This window comes from Mycobacterium sp. 4858 (assembly GCF_900240975.1).
Lineage (GTDB): Bacteria > Actinomycetota > Actinomycetes > Mycobacteriales > Mycobacteriaceae > Mycobacterium.
Genome location: NZ_LT968775.1, coordinates 834,604 through 848,976 on the forward strand (window position 1 = coordinate 834,604; position 14,373 = coordinate 848,976).

Annotated in this window: 13 protein-coding genes and 1 pseudogene; 11 read left to right on the plus strand and 3 right to left on the minus strand. The window is 69.5% G+C overall.

The window, feature by feature from the left end; all coding sequences use genetic code 11:
- The first annotated feature begins 136 nt into the window (after positions 1 to 136).
- The 3 genes from ripC to pimB are packed head-to-tail and all read left to right on the plus strand — an operon-like array spanning position 137 to position 3,362.
- On the plus strand, positions 137 to 1,288 hold the full coding sequence (gene ripC / locus C1737_RS03905) for a peptidoglycan hydrolase RipC (protein ID WP_102417288.1): 1,152 nt from the start codon (positions 137 to 139) through the stop codon (positions 1,286 to 1,288).
- A gap of 43 nt (positions 1,289 to 1,331) precedes the next feature.
- Positions 1,332 to 2,171, plus strand: a complete 840-nt coding sequence (locus C1737_RS03910; protein ID WP_102417289.1) for a hypothetical protein — start codon at positions 1,332 to 1,334, stop codon at positions 2,169 to 2,171.
- Between the two features lie 48 nt (positions 2,172 to 2,219).
- Positions 2,220 to 3,362, plus strand: a complete 1,143-nt coding sequence (gene pimB, locus C1737_RS03915; protein WP_102417290.1) for a GDP-mannose-dependent alpha-(1-6)-phosphatidylinositol monomannoside mannosyltransferase — start codon at positions 2,220 to 2,222, stop codon at positions 3,360 to 3,362.
- On the opposite strand, the gene C1737_RS03920 is transcribed toward pimB, so the two are convergent.
- Positions 3,363 to 5,165 (minus strand): long-chain fatty acid--CoA ligase, encoded by a 1,803-nt coding sequence (locus C1737_RS03920; protein WP_102417291.1) that lies wholly within the window; start codon positions 5,163 to 5,165, stop codon positions 3,363 to 3,365.
- A 162-nt stretch (positions 5,166 to 5,327) separates the two neighbouring features.
- On the opposite strand from C1737_RS03920, the gene C1737_RS03925 reads away from it, so the two are divergent.
- The 5 genes from C1737_RS03925 to C1737_RS03945 all read left to right on the plus strand — a co-directional run bounded on the left by C1737_RS03925 (position 5,328) and on the right by C1737_RS03945 (position 8,742).
- A complete protein-coding gene (locus tag C1737_RS03925) occupies positions 5,328 to 5,717 on the plus strand; it encodes a polyketide cyclase / dehydrase and lipid transport (RefSeq protein ID WP_067918146.1) in 390 nt (129 codons plus the stop codon).
- Between the two features lie 114 nt (positions 5,718 to 5,831).
- The gene (locus C1737_RS03930) at positions 5,832 to 6,266 is read left to right on the plus strand and encodes an SRPBCC family protein (RefSeq protein ID WP_067918136.1); all 435 of its coding nucleotides are present in this window, start codon (positions 5,832 to 5,834) and stop codon (positions 6,264 to 6,266) included.
- Entirely contained in the window at positions 6,263 to 7,531 is a 1,269-nt protein-coding gene (locus tag C1737_RS03935; protein WP_199182803.1) for an ArsA family ATPase, read from the plus strand. Before C1737_RS03930 ends, C1737_RS03935 begins: the two co-directional genes overlap by 4 nt.
- Positions 7,528 to 7,920 (plus strand): hypothetical protein, encoded by a 393-nt coding sequence (locus C1737_RS03940; RefSeq protein WP_067918132.1) that lies wholly within the window; start codon positions 7,528 to 7,530, stop codon positions 7,918 to 7,920. The genes C1737_RS03935 and C1737_RS03940 overlap by 4 nt, the downstream gene beginning before the upstream one ends.
- Before the next feature lie 84 nt (positions 7,921 to 8,004).
- Positions 8,005 to 8,742, plus strand: coding sequence for a 1-acyl-sn-glycerol-3-phosphate acyltransferase (locus C1737_RS03945; protein ID WP_102417292.1), 738 nt, complete (start codon positions 8,005 to 8,007; stop codon positions 8,740 to 8,742).
- A gap of 13 nt (positions 8,743 to 8,755) precedes the next feature.
- On the opposite strand, the gene C1737_RS03950 is transcribed toward C1737_RS03945, so the two are convergent.
- Positions 8,756 to 10,051: a glycosyltransferase 87 family protein gene (locus C1737_RS03950; RefSeq protein WP_102417293.1), complete on the minus strand. Its 1,296-nt coding sequence runs from the start codon at positions 10,049 to 10,051 to the stop codon at positions 8,756 to 8,758.
- Positions 10,052 to 10,141: 90 nt separating this feature from the next.
- Here C1737_RS03950 and C1737_RS03955 point away from each other — a divergent pair, with 90 nt between their 5' ends.
- From C1737_RS03955 to C1737_RS03965, 3 genes are read left to right on the plus strand one after another with little or no spacing between them, the layout of a single operon-like run.
- On the plus strand, positions 10,142 to 11,026 hold the full coding sequence (locus C1737_RS03955) for a hypothetical protein (RefSeq protein WP_067918129.1): 885 nt from the start codon (positions 10,142 to 10,144) through the stop codon (positions 11,024 to 11,026).
- Positions 11,027 to 11,035: 9 nt separating this feature from the next.
- Positions 11,036 to 11,560 carry a polyadenylate-specific 3'-exoribonuclease AS gene (locus C1737_RS03960; RefSeq protein WP_067918127.1) on the plus strand — a complete coding sequence of 175 codons (525 nt, stop codon included), beginning with the start codon at positions 11,036 to 11,038 and terminating at the stop codon, positions 11,558 to 11,560.
- 60 nt (positions 11,561 to 11,620) lie between these two features.
- A complete protein-coding gene (locus tag C1737_RS03965) occupies positions 11,621 to 13,009 on the plus strand; it encodes a class II 3-deoxy-7-phosphoheptulonate synthase (protein ID WP_102417294.1) in 1,389 nt (462 codons plus the stop codon).
- 35 nt (positions 13,010 to 13,044) lie between these two features.
- Here C1737_RS03965 and C1737_RS03970 read toward each other — a convergent pair.
- Positions 13,045 to 14,280, minus strand: a pseudogene (locus C1737_RS03970) (protein kinase); the annotation flags it as partial.
- Positions 14,281 to 14,373: the final 93 nt, after the last annotated feature.

Consider the following 14,373-nt stretch of genomic DNA (forward strand, 5'->3'; position numbering starts at 1 on the left):
ATGATAATGACAGAAATCTTGCCAATTTCTTAACCGCTCGCTTTGGACAAACGTCGATATCGTTTCGTAACCTACTTGAGACCTAAACCAGCTCGACGGCCCGCGGTCGTCGATGGCCGTTTAAGGAAGCAAAATCTTGAGGCTTGACTCTAGATACCCGTTTGCGCGTGTCTTCACACGAACTGCCATCGGGACGCTAGCGGGCTTCACGGTGTTATCCGGTGTCCTTGCCGCGCACGTGTCGGCCGACCCGGCCGACGACGCGCTGGCCAAACTCAACCAGTTGTCCCGCCAGGCCGAGCAGACCACCGAGGCGATGCACAGCGCGCAGCTCGACCTGAACGACAAATTGGTGGCCCAGCGCGCGGCGGACAAGAAGCACGACGACGCCCAGGCCGCCGTCGATGCGGCCAAGGAGCGCTTGGCGTCCTACCAGGGCGCGGTCAACAAGCTCGCGGCCGCGACCTACATGGGCGGTCGCGTCGACGGCATGACGGCCATGTTGACCGCGGGATCGCCGCAAGGTCTGATCGACAAGCTGGCCATGCAGCGGCAGATGGCGACGCAGATGGCCGACCAGATGAAGAACTTCCGGGTCGCCAGCGAGCAGGCCGCCACGGCCGAGCGGGAGGCCGCCAAGTCCGCCGCCGACGCGAAGAGCGCCGCCGAGCAGGCGGCCGCGGTGCGGGCAAGCCTGCAGTCCAAGCAAAGTCAGCTGCAGGTGCAGATCGCGGTCGTCAAGTCGCAATACGTGTCCTTGTCGCCCGAGCAGCGCACCGCGCTCGCCGATCCCGGCTCCGTACCGGCCGGCCTCCCGGCACCCGGCGCGCCCGCGCCGGAGGCCGCGCCCCCGGGCGCACCGCCGCCGGCCGGGCAGGCACCCGGTGAGGCGCCGCCTCCCGGCGGAATGCCCGGGCCGTTCGGCGGTGGGGTCGGCGGCGGTGACCGCGCGACCGTCGTGCAGGCGGCGCTGACCCAGGTCGGCTCGCCCTATGTGTGGGGCGGTGCCGCGCCCGGCGGGTTCGACTGCTCCGGACTGGTGATGTGGGCGTTCCAGCAGGCCGGCATTTCGCTGCCGCACTCCAGCCAGGCGCAGGCCCAGGGCGGCCAACCGGTGGCCCTGTCGGACCTGCAGCCCGGCGACGTCATCACCTTCTACAACGACGCGTCGCACAGCGGCCTCTACGTCGGTGACGGCATGGTGATCCATTCCTCCACCTACGGCCAGCCCGTGCGCGTGGTGCCGATGAACGCGGCAGGCCCGATCCACGACGCCCGCCGCTACTAGAGGCCCCGGCCGGCGCCGCCGGCTCACGCTGCTGCTGGCCTGGGTGTTTGTCGTCGAGGTCGTCGTGGCGGCGGCCGTGCCGTTCGACGCGGCCGGCGACCGCGCCGCCCGTCCCGCGCAGCTGATCGTCCCGGCACACGGCCATGCCGGCGCCGCGACGAAGTCGCTGGTCGTCGGCGACCGCACCGTCCGGTTGCTCGGCCTCGGCGGCCCGGCCGGTGACCGGCTGCTGCCGCGGGTGGCGTCCGGCGTCGGCGTTGCAATCGGCGCGGTCGAGGCGTTCTGGGGCGTCGACTGGCCGCACGAGATCTCGGTGGTGGCGGCCGGCACGGACGAGGAGTTCCGCGCCGCCGCCGGTGGGGGACCGGCGGCGCAGTGGGCCGACATCGCGGCCGTGACGGTCGTCGACCGTGTCGACCCCGTGCACCGGATGGCCATCGGCCAGCGGATCGTCTTCGCGCCCGGTGCGGCCAACATGACCGCGGGTGCGCTACGAATCGTGTTGACGCACGAGCTTTTTCACTATGCCGCGCGCGTGGACACCGCCCCCGACGCGCCCCGGTGGCTGACCGAAGGCGTGGCCGATTTCGTCGCGCGGCCCCATACGCCGGTGCCCGCCGACGCGTTGCCGGTGCCGCTGACGCTGCCCTCGGACGCCGACCTGGACGCCCCGGGGCCGCAGCGCTCGCTGGCGTACGACCGTGCGTGGTGGTTCGCGCGCTTCGTCGCGGACACCTACGGGACGGCCAAGCTGCACGACCTGTATCTGGCCGTCTGCGGCGTGGGCCGCACCGACGTGGCCTCCGCCGTCCACGACGTCCTGGCCACCGACTCGCCCGGCCTGCTCGTGCGCTGGCATGACTGGCTGGCCCACTCGGGGTGAGGGGCGCCCTGCGACGGGCCCGGTGCACCGCCAGGCTAGCCTGGCGCAGTGAGTCGGGTCCTGCTGGTAACCAACGACTTTCCGCCCCGGCCGGGCGGCATCCAGTCCTATTTGAGCGACTTCGTCGGCCGGCTGGTCGACGCCCGGTTGCATTCGGTGACGGTGTACGCGCCGCAATGGAAGGGCGCCGACGCCTTCGACGAGGCGGCCGAGTCGGCCGGTTATCGGGTGGTCCGGCATCCGGGCACCTTGATGCTGCCCGGGCCGGCGGTGGACGCGCGGATGCGCCGGCTGATCGCCGAGTGCGATATCGACACCGTCTGGTTCGGTGCGGCCGCACCGTTGGCGCTGTTGGCGCAGCGCGCCCGCCATGCCGGGGCGGGCCGGGTGGTGGCCAGCACGCACGGCCATGAAGTGGGCTGGTCGATGCTTCCGGTCGCCCGGTCGGTATTGCGCCGCATCGGTGACACCACCGACGTCGTCACGTTCGTCAGCCGCTACACCCGCGGCCGGTTCGCGCCGGCCTTCGGCCCGCACGCCTCGCTGGAATACCTGCCGCCCGGGGTGAACACCGACCGGTTCCGGCCCGACCCGGCGGCCGGCGCCGAACTGCGCGACCGCTATGGGCTGGGGGAGCGGCCCACGGTCGTGTGCGTGTCCCGGCTGGTCCCGCGCAAGGGCCAGGACATGCTGATCAAGGCCCTGCCCTCGATCCGGCAACGCGTCGACGGCGCCGCCCTGGTCATCGTCGGCGGCGGTCCCTACCTGGAATCGCTGCGCAAACTGGCCCGCGACTGCGGGGTGGCCGAGCACGTCACGTTCACCGGGGGAGTGCCGGCCGCCGAACTGCCAGCGCACCACGCGCTGGCGGACGTGTTCGCGATGCCCTGCCGAACCCGCGGCGCCGGGATGGACGTCGAGGGCTTGGGCATCGTCTTTCTGGAGGCGTCCGCGACCGGCAAGCCGGTGATCGCCGGCGACTCCGGCGGGGCCCCGGAAGCCGTGCAGCACAACAAGACTGGATTGGTGGTCGACGGGCGCTCGCTGAAGGCCGTCGCCGACGCAGTCGCCCAGTTGCTCGGCGATCCTGACCGGGCCGCGGCCATGGGCGCCGCCGGCCGCGAGTGGGTGCTGGCCCACTGGCGCTGGGACACGCTGGCCGCCCGGCTGGCCGAGCTTCTGCGCGGCTAGCTATTCCTTCTCGTAGATCCAGTCGATGTCGGAGGCGAACTTCTCGGCCACCACGTTGCGCTTGACCTTCATCGTCGGTGTCAGCTCACCGGTGTCCTCGGTGAAATCCACCGGCAGGATGCGGAATTTGCGAATGGACTCGGCGTGCGACACCGCCTGGTTGGCGTGCTTGACCGCCGCGTCCACCTCGGCGACCAGGTCCGGGTCGGTGACCAGGTCGGCCACCGACGCACCGGCCGCCTTGTGGTTGCGTTCCTTCCAGGCGCCGAAAGCCTCCGGATCGATGGTGATCAGCGCGCCGATGAACGGCTTGGCGTCGCCCACCACCATGGCCTGGCTGATCAGCGCGTGTGCCCGCAGCTGGTCCTCGAGCACGGCGGGGGCGACGTTCTTGCCGCCGGCGGTGACGATGATCTCCTTCTTGCGCCCGGTGATCTTCAGGAAGCCGTCCTCGTCGAGCGCGCCGAGGTCGCCGGTCTTGAACCAGCCGTCGGTGAACGCGTCGTCGGTGGCCTGCTCGTTGCGCCAGTAGCCGCTGAACACCACGCCGCCGCGCACCAGCAGCTCGCCGTCCTCGGCGATGCGCATGCTGTTGCCCGGCAACAACGTTCCGACCGTGCCGATCCTGACGTTGCCGACCTGGTTGACCGTGATGGCCGAGCTGGTCTCGGTCAGGCCGTAGCCCTCGTGGATGGTCAGGCCGACGCCCCGGTAGAAATGGCCCAGCCGCGCGCCCAGCGGGGCGCCGCCGGAGACCGACGCGTGGCATTCGCCGCCCAGCGCGGTGCGCAGCTTGTGGTACACGAGCCGATCGAACAACGCGTGCTTGGCGCGCAGCACCAGCCCCGGGCGGCCGCGGTCCTGGGCCTGGCTCCAGTCGACCGCGGTCTGCACGGCGGCCGCGAAGATCCGCCCCTTGCCGTCGTTGACCGCGTTCTGCTCGGCGGTGTTGTAGACCTTCTCGAACACCCTCGGCACCGACACCACCACGGTCGGCTTGAACACGGCGAACATCGGCAGCAGGTTCTTGATGTCGCTGGTGAACCCGACGGTCACCTTGTTGGCGAACGCCGAGAGCGTCAGCGAACGCGCCAGCACGTGGGCCAGCGGCAGGAAGATCAACAGGCGCTGCCCTTCGTCCAGGAGTGTCGGCAGGCATTCCTTGGCGCCGCGGGTCTCGTACAGCAGGTTGGAGTGGGTGAGTTGGCAGCCCTTGGGTCGTCCGGTGGTCCCCGAGGTGTAGATGAGCGTCGCCGGGTCGGCGGCGCGCAGCGCCTCCTGGCGCGCGGCGAGCTCGGCGGGCTCGACCGACGCCCCGGCCTCGTCGAGCTGGTCGAGCGCCTTGGGGCCCGAGCCGTCGATGTGCAGCACCCGGCGCAGGGCGGGCAGCTCGGTGGTGAGCTCGGTGACCATCGCGGCGTGGGCGTCGGTCTCGGCGAAGGCCAGCACCGCCTCGGAGTCCTGCAGCACCCAGCGCACCTGCTCGGCCGAGGACGTCTCGTAGATCGGTACGGTGACCGCCCCCACGGACAGGATCGCCAGGTCGATGATCGCCCACTCGTATCGGGTGGCCGAGAAGATCGACACCCGGTCGCCGGCCTGTACCCCGAGCGCGATCAGGCCCAGCGCCGCGGAGCGAACCTGGGCGGTGACCTCCGCGCAGGTGACGTCCGTCCACACGCCGTCGACCTGACGCCGGAAGATGACGAAGCTGGGGTCCTCGCGCTCGTGTTCGAAGACCATGGCCGCGATGTTGTCGTGCTCGCCGACGGAGAAGCGGGCGGGGACACTGTACTCACGCACTCTTGCTGACCTCGTTTTGGCTGGTGACGTTCCGGGGGACGGCTTGTTGTGGTCCAGCCTAATCCGCGCATTCGTGCAGGAACGGTGGCACTGTGCCGGCCGGGGCCGGAATCGGGCCCGCCCTCGGCGTGGCGGGCCCGATAGATATGTGAAGCTGAGGTGGTGAACAGCATCCAGATCGCGGACGAGACGTTCGTCGCCGCCGACGGCGCGCGGGTCGGTGCCGCGGTCGCCGACCCGTCGTGCTGGCGTCGTTGGTGGCCGGACCTGCGGTTGCGGGTCATCGAGGATCGCGCCGACAAGGGCATCCGCTGGGCGGTCACCGGCGCGCTGACCGGCACCATGGAAATCTGGCTGGAACCGTCGCTGGACGGGGTGGTGCTGCACTATTTCCTGCACGCCGAACCGACGGGCGTGGCGGCCTGGCAGCTGGCCAAGCTCAATCTGGCGAAAATGACACACCGCCGTCGGGTGGCGGGCAAGAAAATGGCCTTCGAGGTCAAGACGAGACTGGAACGGACACGTCCGGTGGGAGTTTCTCCGGTAGTTTAGCCGGGTCAGGTTTGCGGGGACTTTACCGTTTCGGACCGGAGGCCCGGGGGTTTGGACCCGCACGGCAGTTTTCCCCGCGGCGTCGACCGCCGGCGGGAGAGAGGGCAGCACCAGGTGGCGGAGAAGACGTCGCAGACCATCTACATCGACGCCGACCCGAGCACGGTGATGGGCGTCATCGCGGACATCGATTCCTACCCCCAGTGGATCTCGGAATACCGGGAGGCCGAGGTCCAGGAGACGGACGCCGACGGCTATCCGAAGGTTGCGCGGGTGGTGCTGGACGCCGCCGTCCTCAAGGACACGTTGGTCATGTCCTACCAGTGGCCCAAGGACCGGCGATCGGTCAGCTGGACGCTTGTCTCCAGCTCGCTGCTGCGTTCCCTGGAAGGCACATATCGATTGGCGCCCAAGGGATCCGGCACGGAGGTCACCTACGAGCTCTCGGTCGATCTCGCCGTCCCGATGATCGGTCTGCTCAAGCGCAAGGCCGAGCGCCGGCTGACCGACACCGCATTGAAGGATCTGAAGAAACGAGTCGAGGGCTGAGTGAGTCCGGCCAATCGCGGGCGCCCACCCCGGCCCGGATCAGTCTCTTCGTTGGCAAGGGCGGGGTAGGCAAGTCCACGCTGGCATGCGCCACGGCGGTCAGCGCCGCGAGCGCGGGGCAGCGGGTGCTGGTGGTGTCCACCGACCAGGCGCACTCGCTCGGGGACGTGCTCGGCGTTCCCGTTCCACCGAGTCAGGGTGAACTGGTTCGCGTCCTCGCCGATGACGCCCAGGCCGGCGGCGGCTTTCTGGAAGCGCTGGCGTTGGACACTTTGGCCTTGCTCGAGGCCCGCTGGCACCACGTGGTGGACACACTCGATCGGCGGTTTCCCGATTCCGAGTTGAGCACCATTGCGCCCCAGGAACTTTCGGCGTTACCGGGCGTTCAGGAGGTGCTCGGACTGCACGCCGTCGGCGAGCTGGCCGTGTCCGGGCGCTGGGATCGCGTCGTCGTCGACTGCGCATCGACCGCGGACGCGCTGCGGATGCTGACCCTGCCGGCCACCTTCGGCCTCTACGTCGAGCGGGCGTGGCCGCGTCATCGCCGGTTGTCGGTCAGCGCCGACGACGCGCGGTCGGCGGCGGTCGTGGAGCTGCTCGAGCGCGTCAGCGCCAGCGTCGAGGCGCTCAGCGCCCTGCTGACCGACGGCGAATTGGTCAGCGCGCATTTGGTGTTGACGCCCGAACGGGTGGTCGCGGCCGAGGCGGCCCGGACGCTGGGCTCGCTGGCGCTGATGGGCGTGCGCGTGGAGGAACTGATCGTCAACCAGGTGCTGGCCGAAGACGAGTCCTACGAATACCGAAACCTGCCGGAGCACCCCGCGTTCTACTGGTACGCCGAACGCATTTCCGAACAACGCGGCGTTCTCGACGAGCTCGACGCCACCATCGGTGAAGTGGCCCTGGTGATGACTCCGCACCTGTCCGGGGAACCGATCGGACCCAAGGCGCTGGGCGCTTTGCTCGACAGCGCGCGCCGCCGGGGCGGAACGGCGCCGCCGGGCCCGCTGCGGCCGACGGTGGACCTGGAATCCGGGACGGGACTTGGCTCCATTTACCGGATGCGGCTAGCGTTGCCACAACTCGATCCGTCGGGGCTGACGCTGGGCCGCGTCGACGACGACCTGATCATCAGCGCGGGCGGATTGCGGCGCAGGGTTCGGTTGGCGTCCGTACTCCGGCGGTGCACCGTCCTGGACGCGCACCTGCGGGGAACCGAGCTGACCGTACGTTTTCGACCAGACCCGGAGGTGTGGCCTAAGTGAGTGGGGCTCATCCCGAGATCGGTCCGGAGTTGCGCAGGCTCGCCCAGGCGATCCTGGACGGCATCGACCCGGCGATGCGGACGGCGGCCGCGCTGACCGCGGGACGGGGCGTCGGGACCGGCAAGTGTCAGCAGGTGTGGTGTCCGGTGTGTGCGCTGGCCGCGCTGGCGACCGGTGACCAGCACCCGCTGATCACCGTGATCGCCGACCACAGCATCGCGTTGCTCGAAGTCGTGCGCGCCATGCTCGACGACATCGACGGCGCGGCGAAACCGCCACCCGACGGTCCGCCCGGCGGTCCCCCCGGCGATGGCGGCCCCGAGACCCAGACACCGGACGCCGCGACCAGGACCCGCTATCAGCCCATCCCGGTCACCGTCGAGGAATGACCGCCCCGCGTCGAAGGTGGTCCATGGCGGACGCGATGGGTACAGTTGGCGCAGAACACCGGCGGGCGGGCGAGAGGGAGGGCCATGTGGTACTGGCTATTCAAGTACGTGCTCCTCGGCCCGCTGCTGTACTTGCTCGGTCGGCCAAAAGTTGAAGGCCTGGAACACATTCCGAGTTCCGGCCCGGCGATCCTGGCCAGCAATCACCTGGCGGTGATGGACAGCTTCTATCTGCCGCTGGTGGTGCGTCGCCGGATCACCTTCCTGGCGAAATCGGAATACTTCACCGGCACCGGCCTGAAGGGCTGGTTCCAGCGCTGGTTTTTCACCGCCGTGGGCCAGGTGCCGATCGACCGGACCGATGCCGACAGCGCCCAGGCGGCGCTGACCACCGCCGAACGGCTGCTGTCGGCGGGCAAGGTGCTGGGGATGTACCCCGAGGGCACCCGCTCGCCGGACGGCCGGCTGTACAAGGGCAAGACCGGCCTGGCGCGGCTGGCGCTGCACACCGGGGTGCCGGTGATCCCGGTGGCGATGATCGGCACGAACGTGGTCAACCCCCCGGGGACGAACATGCTTCGTTTCGGGCGGGTCACCGTGCGCTTCGGCAAGCCGATGGACTTCTCCCGCTTCGAAGGGCTGGCCGGCAACCGCTTCATCGAGCGGGCCGTCACCGACGAGGTGATCTACGAGCTGATGGGGCTTTCCGGCCAGGAATACGTGGACATCTACGCCGCCAGCCTGAAGGAGAACCGCAACGGCTCGAACGGTCAGGGTTCGACCAGCGAGGCCGCGCGGATCCCCGAAACCGCCGTCGGCTGATCGCCGGCGTCGACTAGCCGATCGCTGTCGCCGGCGTCAATTGCTGCGGCGCCGAATCCCGCGAGGCCTTGCGGGCGGTGACCGTCAGGCCCGCCGCGACGAGGACCGCGATCGCCCACCACACGTAGGACATCCCGGCGAGTTGGCGCCACCAGACGGCCGTCGTCTCGTGGTGCTTGGGCAGCAGGTCGATCGGCGACCATCTCATCAGCGCCACGCCCGCGGCGGCGACCACGGCCAGCGCCACGTTGCGGCGCCGCCGGGCCAGCACGGCCAGCACCACGACGGTGGGCAGCCCCCACACCCAGTGGTGTGACCACGAGACCGGGGAGACCACCAGCCCGAACAGGGCGACGCACACGACGGCCAGCACGGGCTCGCCGGCCCGCAGCACCCGGCGCATCGCCCACACCGTCAAGGCGAGCATGAGCAGCGAGGCCGCCACCCACAACACAAAGCGCTGCTGCTCACCCAGCCCGATCCGGGCCAGCGACCCGGCGATGTTCTGATCGGTGTTCAGGGCCGCCTCGCCGATCCGATCGGTGTGCGCCAGGGTGTGCGTCCAGTACTCCCACGAATCGCTCCACGCCAGAACGAAACCCACCGCCGTCGCCCCCACGAAGGACGCCAGCGCCGTCAGCGCCGCGCGGTTGTCACGCCGCAGCAGGAAGTAGAGCAGGAACACCGCGGGCGTGAGTTTGAGCGCTATCCCCACACCGAGCAGCAGGCCCCGCGGCCACGGGGTGCGGCGCGGCAGGCAGTCGGCGATCACCAGCGTCATCAGCACGACGTTGATCTGGCCGAAGGCGAAGTTCGACGTGATCGGTTCCAGCCAGATCGTCGCCGCCACGGTGATGACGACGGCCAGCCACCAGCGGCGCAACCACGCCGGTCCGGGCAGCGCGGTGGAGGCGGCCCAGACATCCAGGCGGGTCAGCACGATCACCGTCGAGACGACCAGCAGCACCAACGTCAACGCCGTGATCGCGGCGCTAGCGGCCGGCATGTGCAGCCAGGCGAACGGGCAGAACACGATCGCCGCCAGCGGAGGATAGGTGAACGGCAGGTTGAGCCCGATCGGTGTGTGGAACAACACATCGCCGTGGTACAGCGAATGCCCGTGCATCCAGGCCTGCGCGCCCATCTGATACACGTCGATGTCGATGCGATAGGGCGTGTGCCCGAACAGCTGCCAGGCCACGTAGCCCAGGCCCGCCGCCGCCAGCAGCCAAAGGCCGCACCACAACAGGACCTGGCCGGGGCCACGTCCGCCTGGGAAGCCCACGCCGGGCGCCCGCCATCTACTCATGTCGCACAACAGCGTAATCGGTGCGCGGGGGTGGCACGCGGCCCAGCGCGGCTCACACGGGGTCGGCGCGCACAGGCGTACGTTTCAAGAGTGCTCCACTGGTTCGTGCCGCGGGTGACCCGGTGGTTCGCGCACGACATCCTCGACGGCGGCCGGTTACCCCTGCTGTGCTGCCTGGTGGCGTTCATCATGACCTTCTTCGTCACCCGGACGTTCGTGCGCTTCATCCGCCACCGCGCGGCCGCGGGTCGCCCGACCAGGTGGTGGCACCCGCGCAACGTGCACCTCGGCGGCGTGCACATCCACCACGTGACGTTCGGTGTGGTCCTGGTGTTGCTCTCCGGCCTGACCCTGGTCACCCTGTCCATCGACGGCCACGAGCCCGAATTCACTTTGTCGGCAATCTTTTTCGGAATCGGCGCCGCCCTGGTGCTCGACGAGTACGCGTTGATCCTGCACCTGTCCGACGTCTATTGGGAAGAGGACGGGCGCACCTCGGTGGACGCGGTGTTCGCCGCGGTGGGAGTCGCGGGCCTGTTGATCATGGGGCTGCACCCGCTGATGTTCTTCCTCCCGATCTGGGAAGGCGCCGGTTCGTGGCCGCTGCGGGCCGCGGTGGCCGGCGCTCTGGTGCTGACGCTGCCGCTGGCCGTGGTGGTGGTGCTCAAGGGCAAGGTGTGGACCGGTCTGCTCGGGATGTTCATCGTGGTCCTGCTGGTGATCGGCGCCGTCCGGTTGTCGCGGCCGCACGCGCCCTGGGCCCGCTGGCGCTACACCACCCAGCCGGAGAAGATGCGCCGCGCGCTGCAGCGGGAACGCAGGCTGCGTCGCCCGATCGTGCGGGCCAAGCTTTGGGTCCAGTGCGCGATCGCGGGCACCCCCGGCCTGCCCGACGAGCGCGCGGTCGACGCCCAACTCGACCACGACGTCCATGCCGCTCCGCCGCCTACGGAGCCCATCCTGATCAGCAGATAAGCTGCGCCGGTGCGGTACTTCTACGACACCGAATTCATCGAGGACGGCCGCACCATCGAGTTGATCTCCATCGGGGTGGTCGCCGAAGACGGCCGCGAATACTACGCGGTGTCCACCGAATTCGATCCGGAGCGCGCCGGGGCCTGGGTGCGCGCCAACGTGCTGCCCAAGCTGCCGTCGCCGGCGTCGCAGCTGTGGCGCTCGCGCAGGCAGATCCGCCTGGACCTGGAGGAATTCTTCGACGTCCGGGGCAGCGACCCCATCGAACTGTGGGCGTGGATCGGCGCCTACGACCACGTGGCGCTGTGCCAGCTGTGGGGCACCATGCCCGAGTTGCCGCGGGCGCTGCCCCGCTTCACCCGGGACCTGAGGCAATTGTGGGAGGACCGCGGGTCCCCGCCGATGCCGCCGCGGTCGCGCGATGCCCACGACGCGCTGGTCGACGCCCGCGACCAGCTGCGGCGTTTCCGGCTGATCACCTCGGCCGACGCAACCGGTTTCGGGAGCGATCGAAACGGGGGAGCGCCGGCCTGAGGCCGCCCGAACGACGTTCGCGCTGATCAGTCACCATCGCGCCCCGGTTACCATGGACCGATGAACTGGACCGTCGACATTCCGATCGACCAGCTGCCGTCGCTGCCGCCGTTGCCTGTGGACTTGCGGGCGCGTTTGGACGCTGCGCTGGCTAAGCCGGCTGCTCAGCAGCCGAGTTGGCCGGCCGATGAGGCGGCGGCGATGCGCACGGTTTTGGAGAGTGTGCCGCCGGTGACGGTGCCTTCGGAGATCGTGCGCTTGCAGGAGCAGCTGGCGCAGGTCGCTAAGGGTGAGGCGTTTTTGTTGCAGGGTGGCGATTGTGCGGAGACGTTCACCGACAACACTGAGCCCCATATCCGGGGCAATATTCGTGCGTTGTTGCAGATGGCGGTGGTGCTGACTTATGGCGCCAGCATGCCGGTGGTCAAGGTGGCCCGTATCGCGGGCCAGTACGCTAAGCCGCGTTCGGCTGACATCGACGCTTTGGGGTTGCGGTCCTATCGCGGGGACATGATCAATGGCTTCGCCCCGGATGCGGCCGCGCGTGAGCATGACCCGTCGCGGCTGGTGCGGGCTTATGCCAATGCCAGTGCGGCGATGAACCTGGTGCGGGCGCTGACGTCGTCGGGGCTGGCGTCGTTGCATCTGGTGCATGACTGGAACCGGGAGTTCGTTCGGACGTCGCCGGCCGGCGCGCGTTATGAGGCGTTGGCCACTGAGATCGACCGGGCCCTGCGCTTCATGAGCGCCTGCGGTGTGGCCGACCGTAATCTGCAGACCGCTGAGATCTATGCCAGCCATGAGGCTTTGGTGCTCGACTACGAGCGGGCGATGCTGCGGTTGTCGGAGAGCGAGGATGGGGAGCCGCAGCTGTTTGACCTGTCGGCGCACACCGTGTGGATTGGTGAGCGGACCCGTCAGCTCGACGGTGCGCATATCGCGTTCGCGGAGGTGATCGCCAACCCGATCGGCGTGAAGATCGGCCCGACGATGACCCCGGAGCTGGCGGTCGAATACGTGGAACGGCTTGACCCGCACAATAAGCCCGGCCGGTTGACGTTGGTGAGCCGGATGGGCAACCACAAGGTGCGCGATCTGCTGCCCCCGATCGTCGAGAAGGTGCAGGCCACCGGTCATCAGGTGATTTGGCAGTGCGACCCCATGCACGGCAACACTCACGAGTCGTCCAACGGGTACAAGACCCGCCACTTCGACCGCGTGGTCGACGAGGTGCAGGGCTTCTTCGAGGTGCACCGCGCGCTGGGCACCCATCCGGGTGGCATCCACGTCGAGATCACCGGCGAGAACGTCACGGAATGCCTCGGTGGGGCGCAAGACATCTCGGACCTGGACCTGGCCGGGCGCTACGAGACCGCGTGCGACCCGCGGCTGAACACCCAGCAGTCGCTGGAGCTGGCGTTCCTGGTCGCCGAAATGCTGCGCGACTGAGTCCCTCCAACGGTGTTCGCCGGGCCCTGCCCGGCCACCAGACCGTTCAGGTTGCTCCCGATCGTCCACGCCGCGGTGGCGACCAGCCCGGTCAGCGCCAGCACCACCGCCACCCAGATCAGCACCATGCGCCGGCCGTGCTGCCGGGCGAACGCGAATTCACTGATCGGAATGCCCGCGAATTCCCCTGTGACGGGCTGGTAGTCGTACTCGTCGGGCTCGTCGTCGGAGTGTGGGCGTTGGTCAGGCTCTGACCAGTCCCCGGGGCCGCGGGTCAACTGGCGGGTGGGCTGGCGGACCGGGGCGGCCGCGGGTGGTTCGGGCCGTGCCGGCGCGAAGGGGTGCTGGCTCGTGCCGCCACGCTGCAGCGCCGCCGAGCGGTGCTGCGCCGAGTTGCGCGGCGCCGGGACCCGAAAGTCCGGCAGCCCAAGCTCTTCGGTGATCGCGTCGAGTTCGGCGCCCATTTCGATCGCGTCGGCGTACCGGTCGGCGGGGTCGCGCGCGGTCGCGCGCTCCACGAACTCGTCGAACTGCGGGGGCACACCGTCGATCTGGGCGCTGGGCGGCGGCACGTCGGTGTCCAGTCGCTGGTAGGCGATCGACAGCGGCGAGTCGCCGGTGAACGGTGTTCGGCCGGTGAGCAACTCGTAGGTGAGGATCCCGGTGGAGTACACGTCGCCGCGGGGACTGGCGTCGCCGTGGCGCACCTGCTCGGGTGAGAGGTAGGCCGCGGTCCCCAAAATGACGCTGGTGGAGGTGATTCCAGCGGCCGCAACGGCGCGGACCAAGCCGAAATCGGCGATCTTCACGTCGCCGTCGTCGGAGATCAGCACGTTCTCCGGCTTGACGTCGCGATGGACCAGACCGGCCCGGTGCGCCGCCGCGAGGCCACCCAGCACCGGGCGCAGCACCGCGGCCGCGGCATAGGGCGGCATCGGCCCGCGCTCGGCCAGCAGCTCGCGCAGCGTCCCGCCCTCGATCAGCTCCATCACCAGGAAGGGGTGGCGGGCGTCCAAACCCTGGTCGTAGACCGCGACCAGGCCCGGGTCCTTGAGCCTGGCGACCGCGCGGGCCTCGCGCTGAAACCGGGTCAAGAACTGGTCGTCGCCCGCGTAGCGGGAATCCATCACCTTCACCGCCACCGGCCGGTCGAGCCGGGTGTCCAGACCGCGGTACACCGTCGACGTTCCGCCGCTGGCGATCCTGGACTGCACCAGGTATCGGCCATCCAGCAACGCGCCCTCCAAGGGGTCTCCCGTCGCGGTGTCGATCCGGCGGCGATGCGGGCCGGGGCGTCCCGGGGCAGCGCCGGGCGGTTCAGCTTCGGCCACGGGGCCATCGTAGGTGCGGCCCCCGATTGGCCG

Coding starts and splice junctions, on each gene's coding strand:
- C1737_RS03945 (WP_102417292.1), top strand. CDS start 8,005: ATGTGGTACTGGCTATTCAAGTACGTGCTCCTCGGCCCGCTGCTGTAC.
- C1737_RS03950 (WP_102417293.1), bottom strand. CDS start 10,051: ATGAGTAGATGGCGGGCGCCCGGCGTGGGCTTCCCAGGCGGACGTGGC.
- C1737_RS03965 (WP_102417294.1), top strand. CDS start 11,621: ATGAACTGGACCGTCGACATTCCGATCGACCAGCTGCCGTCGCTGCCG.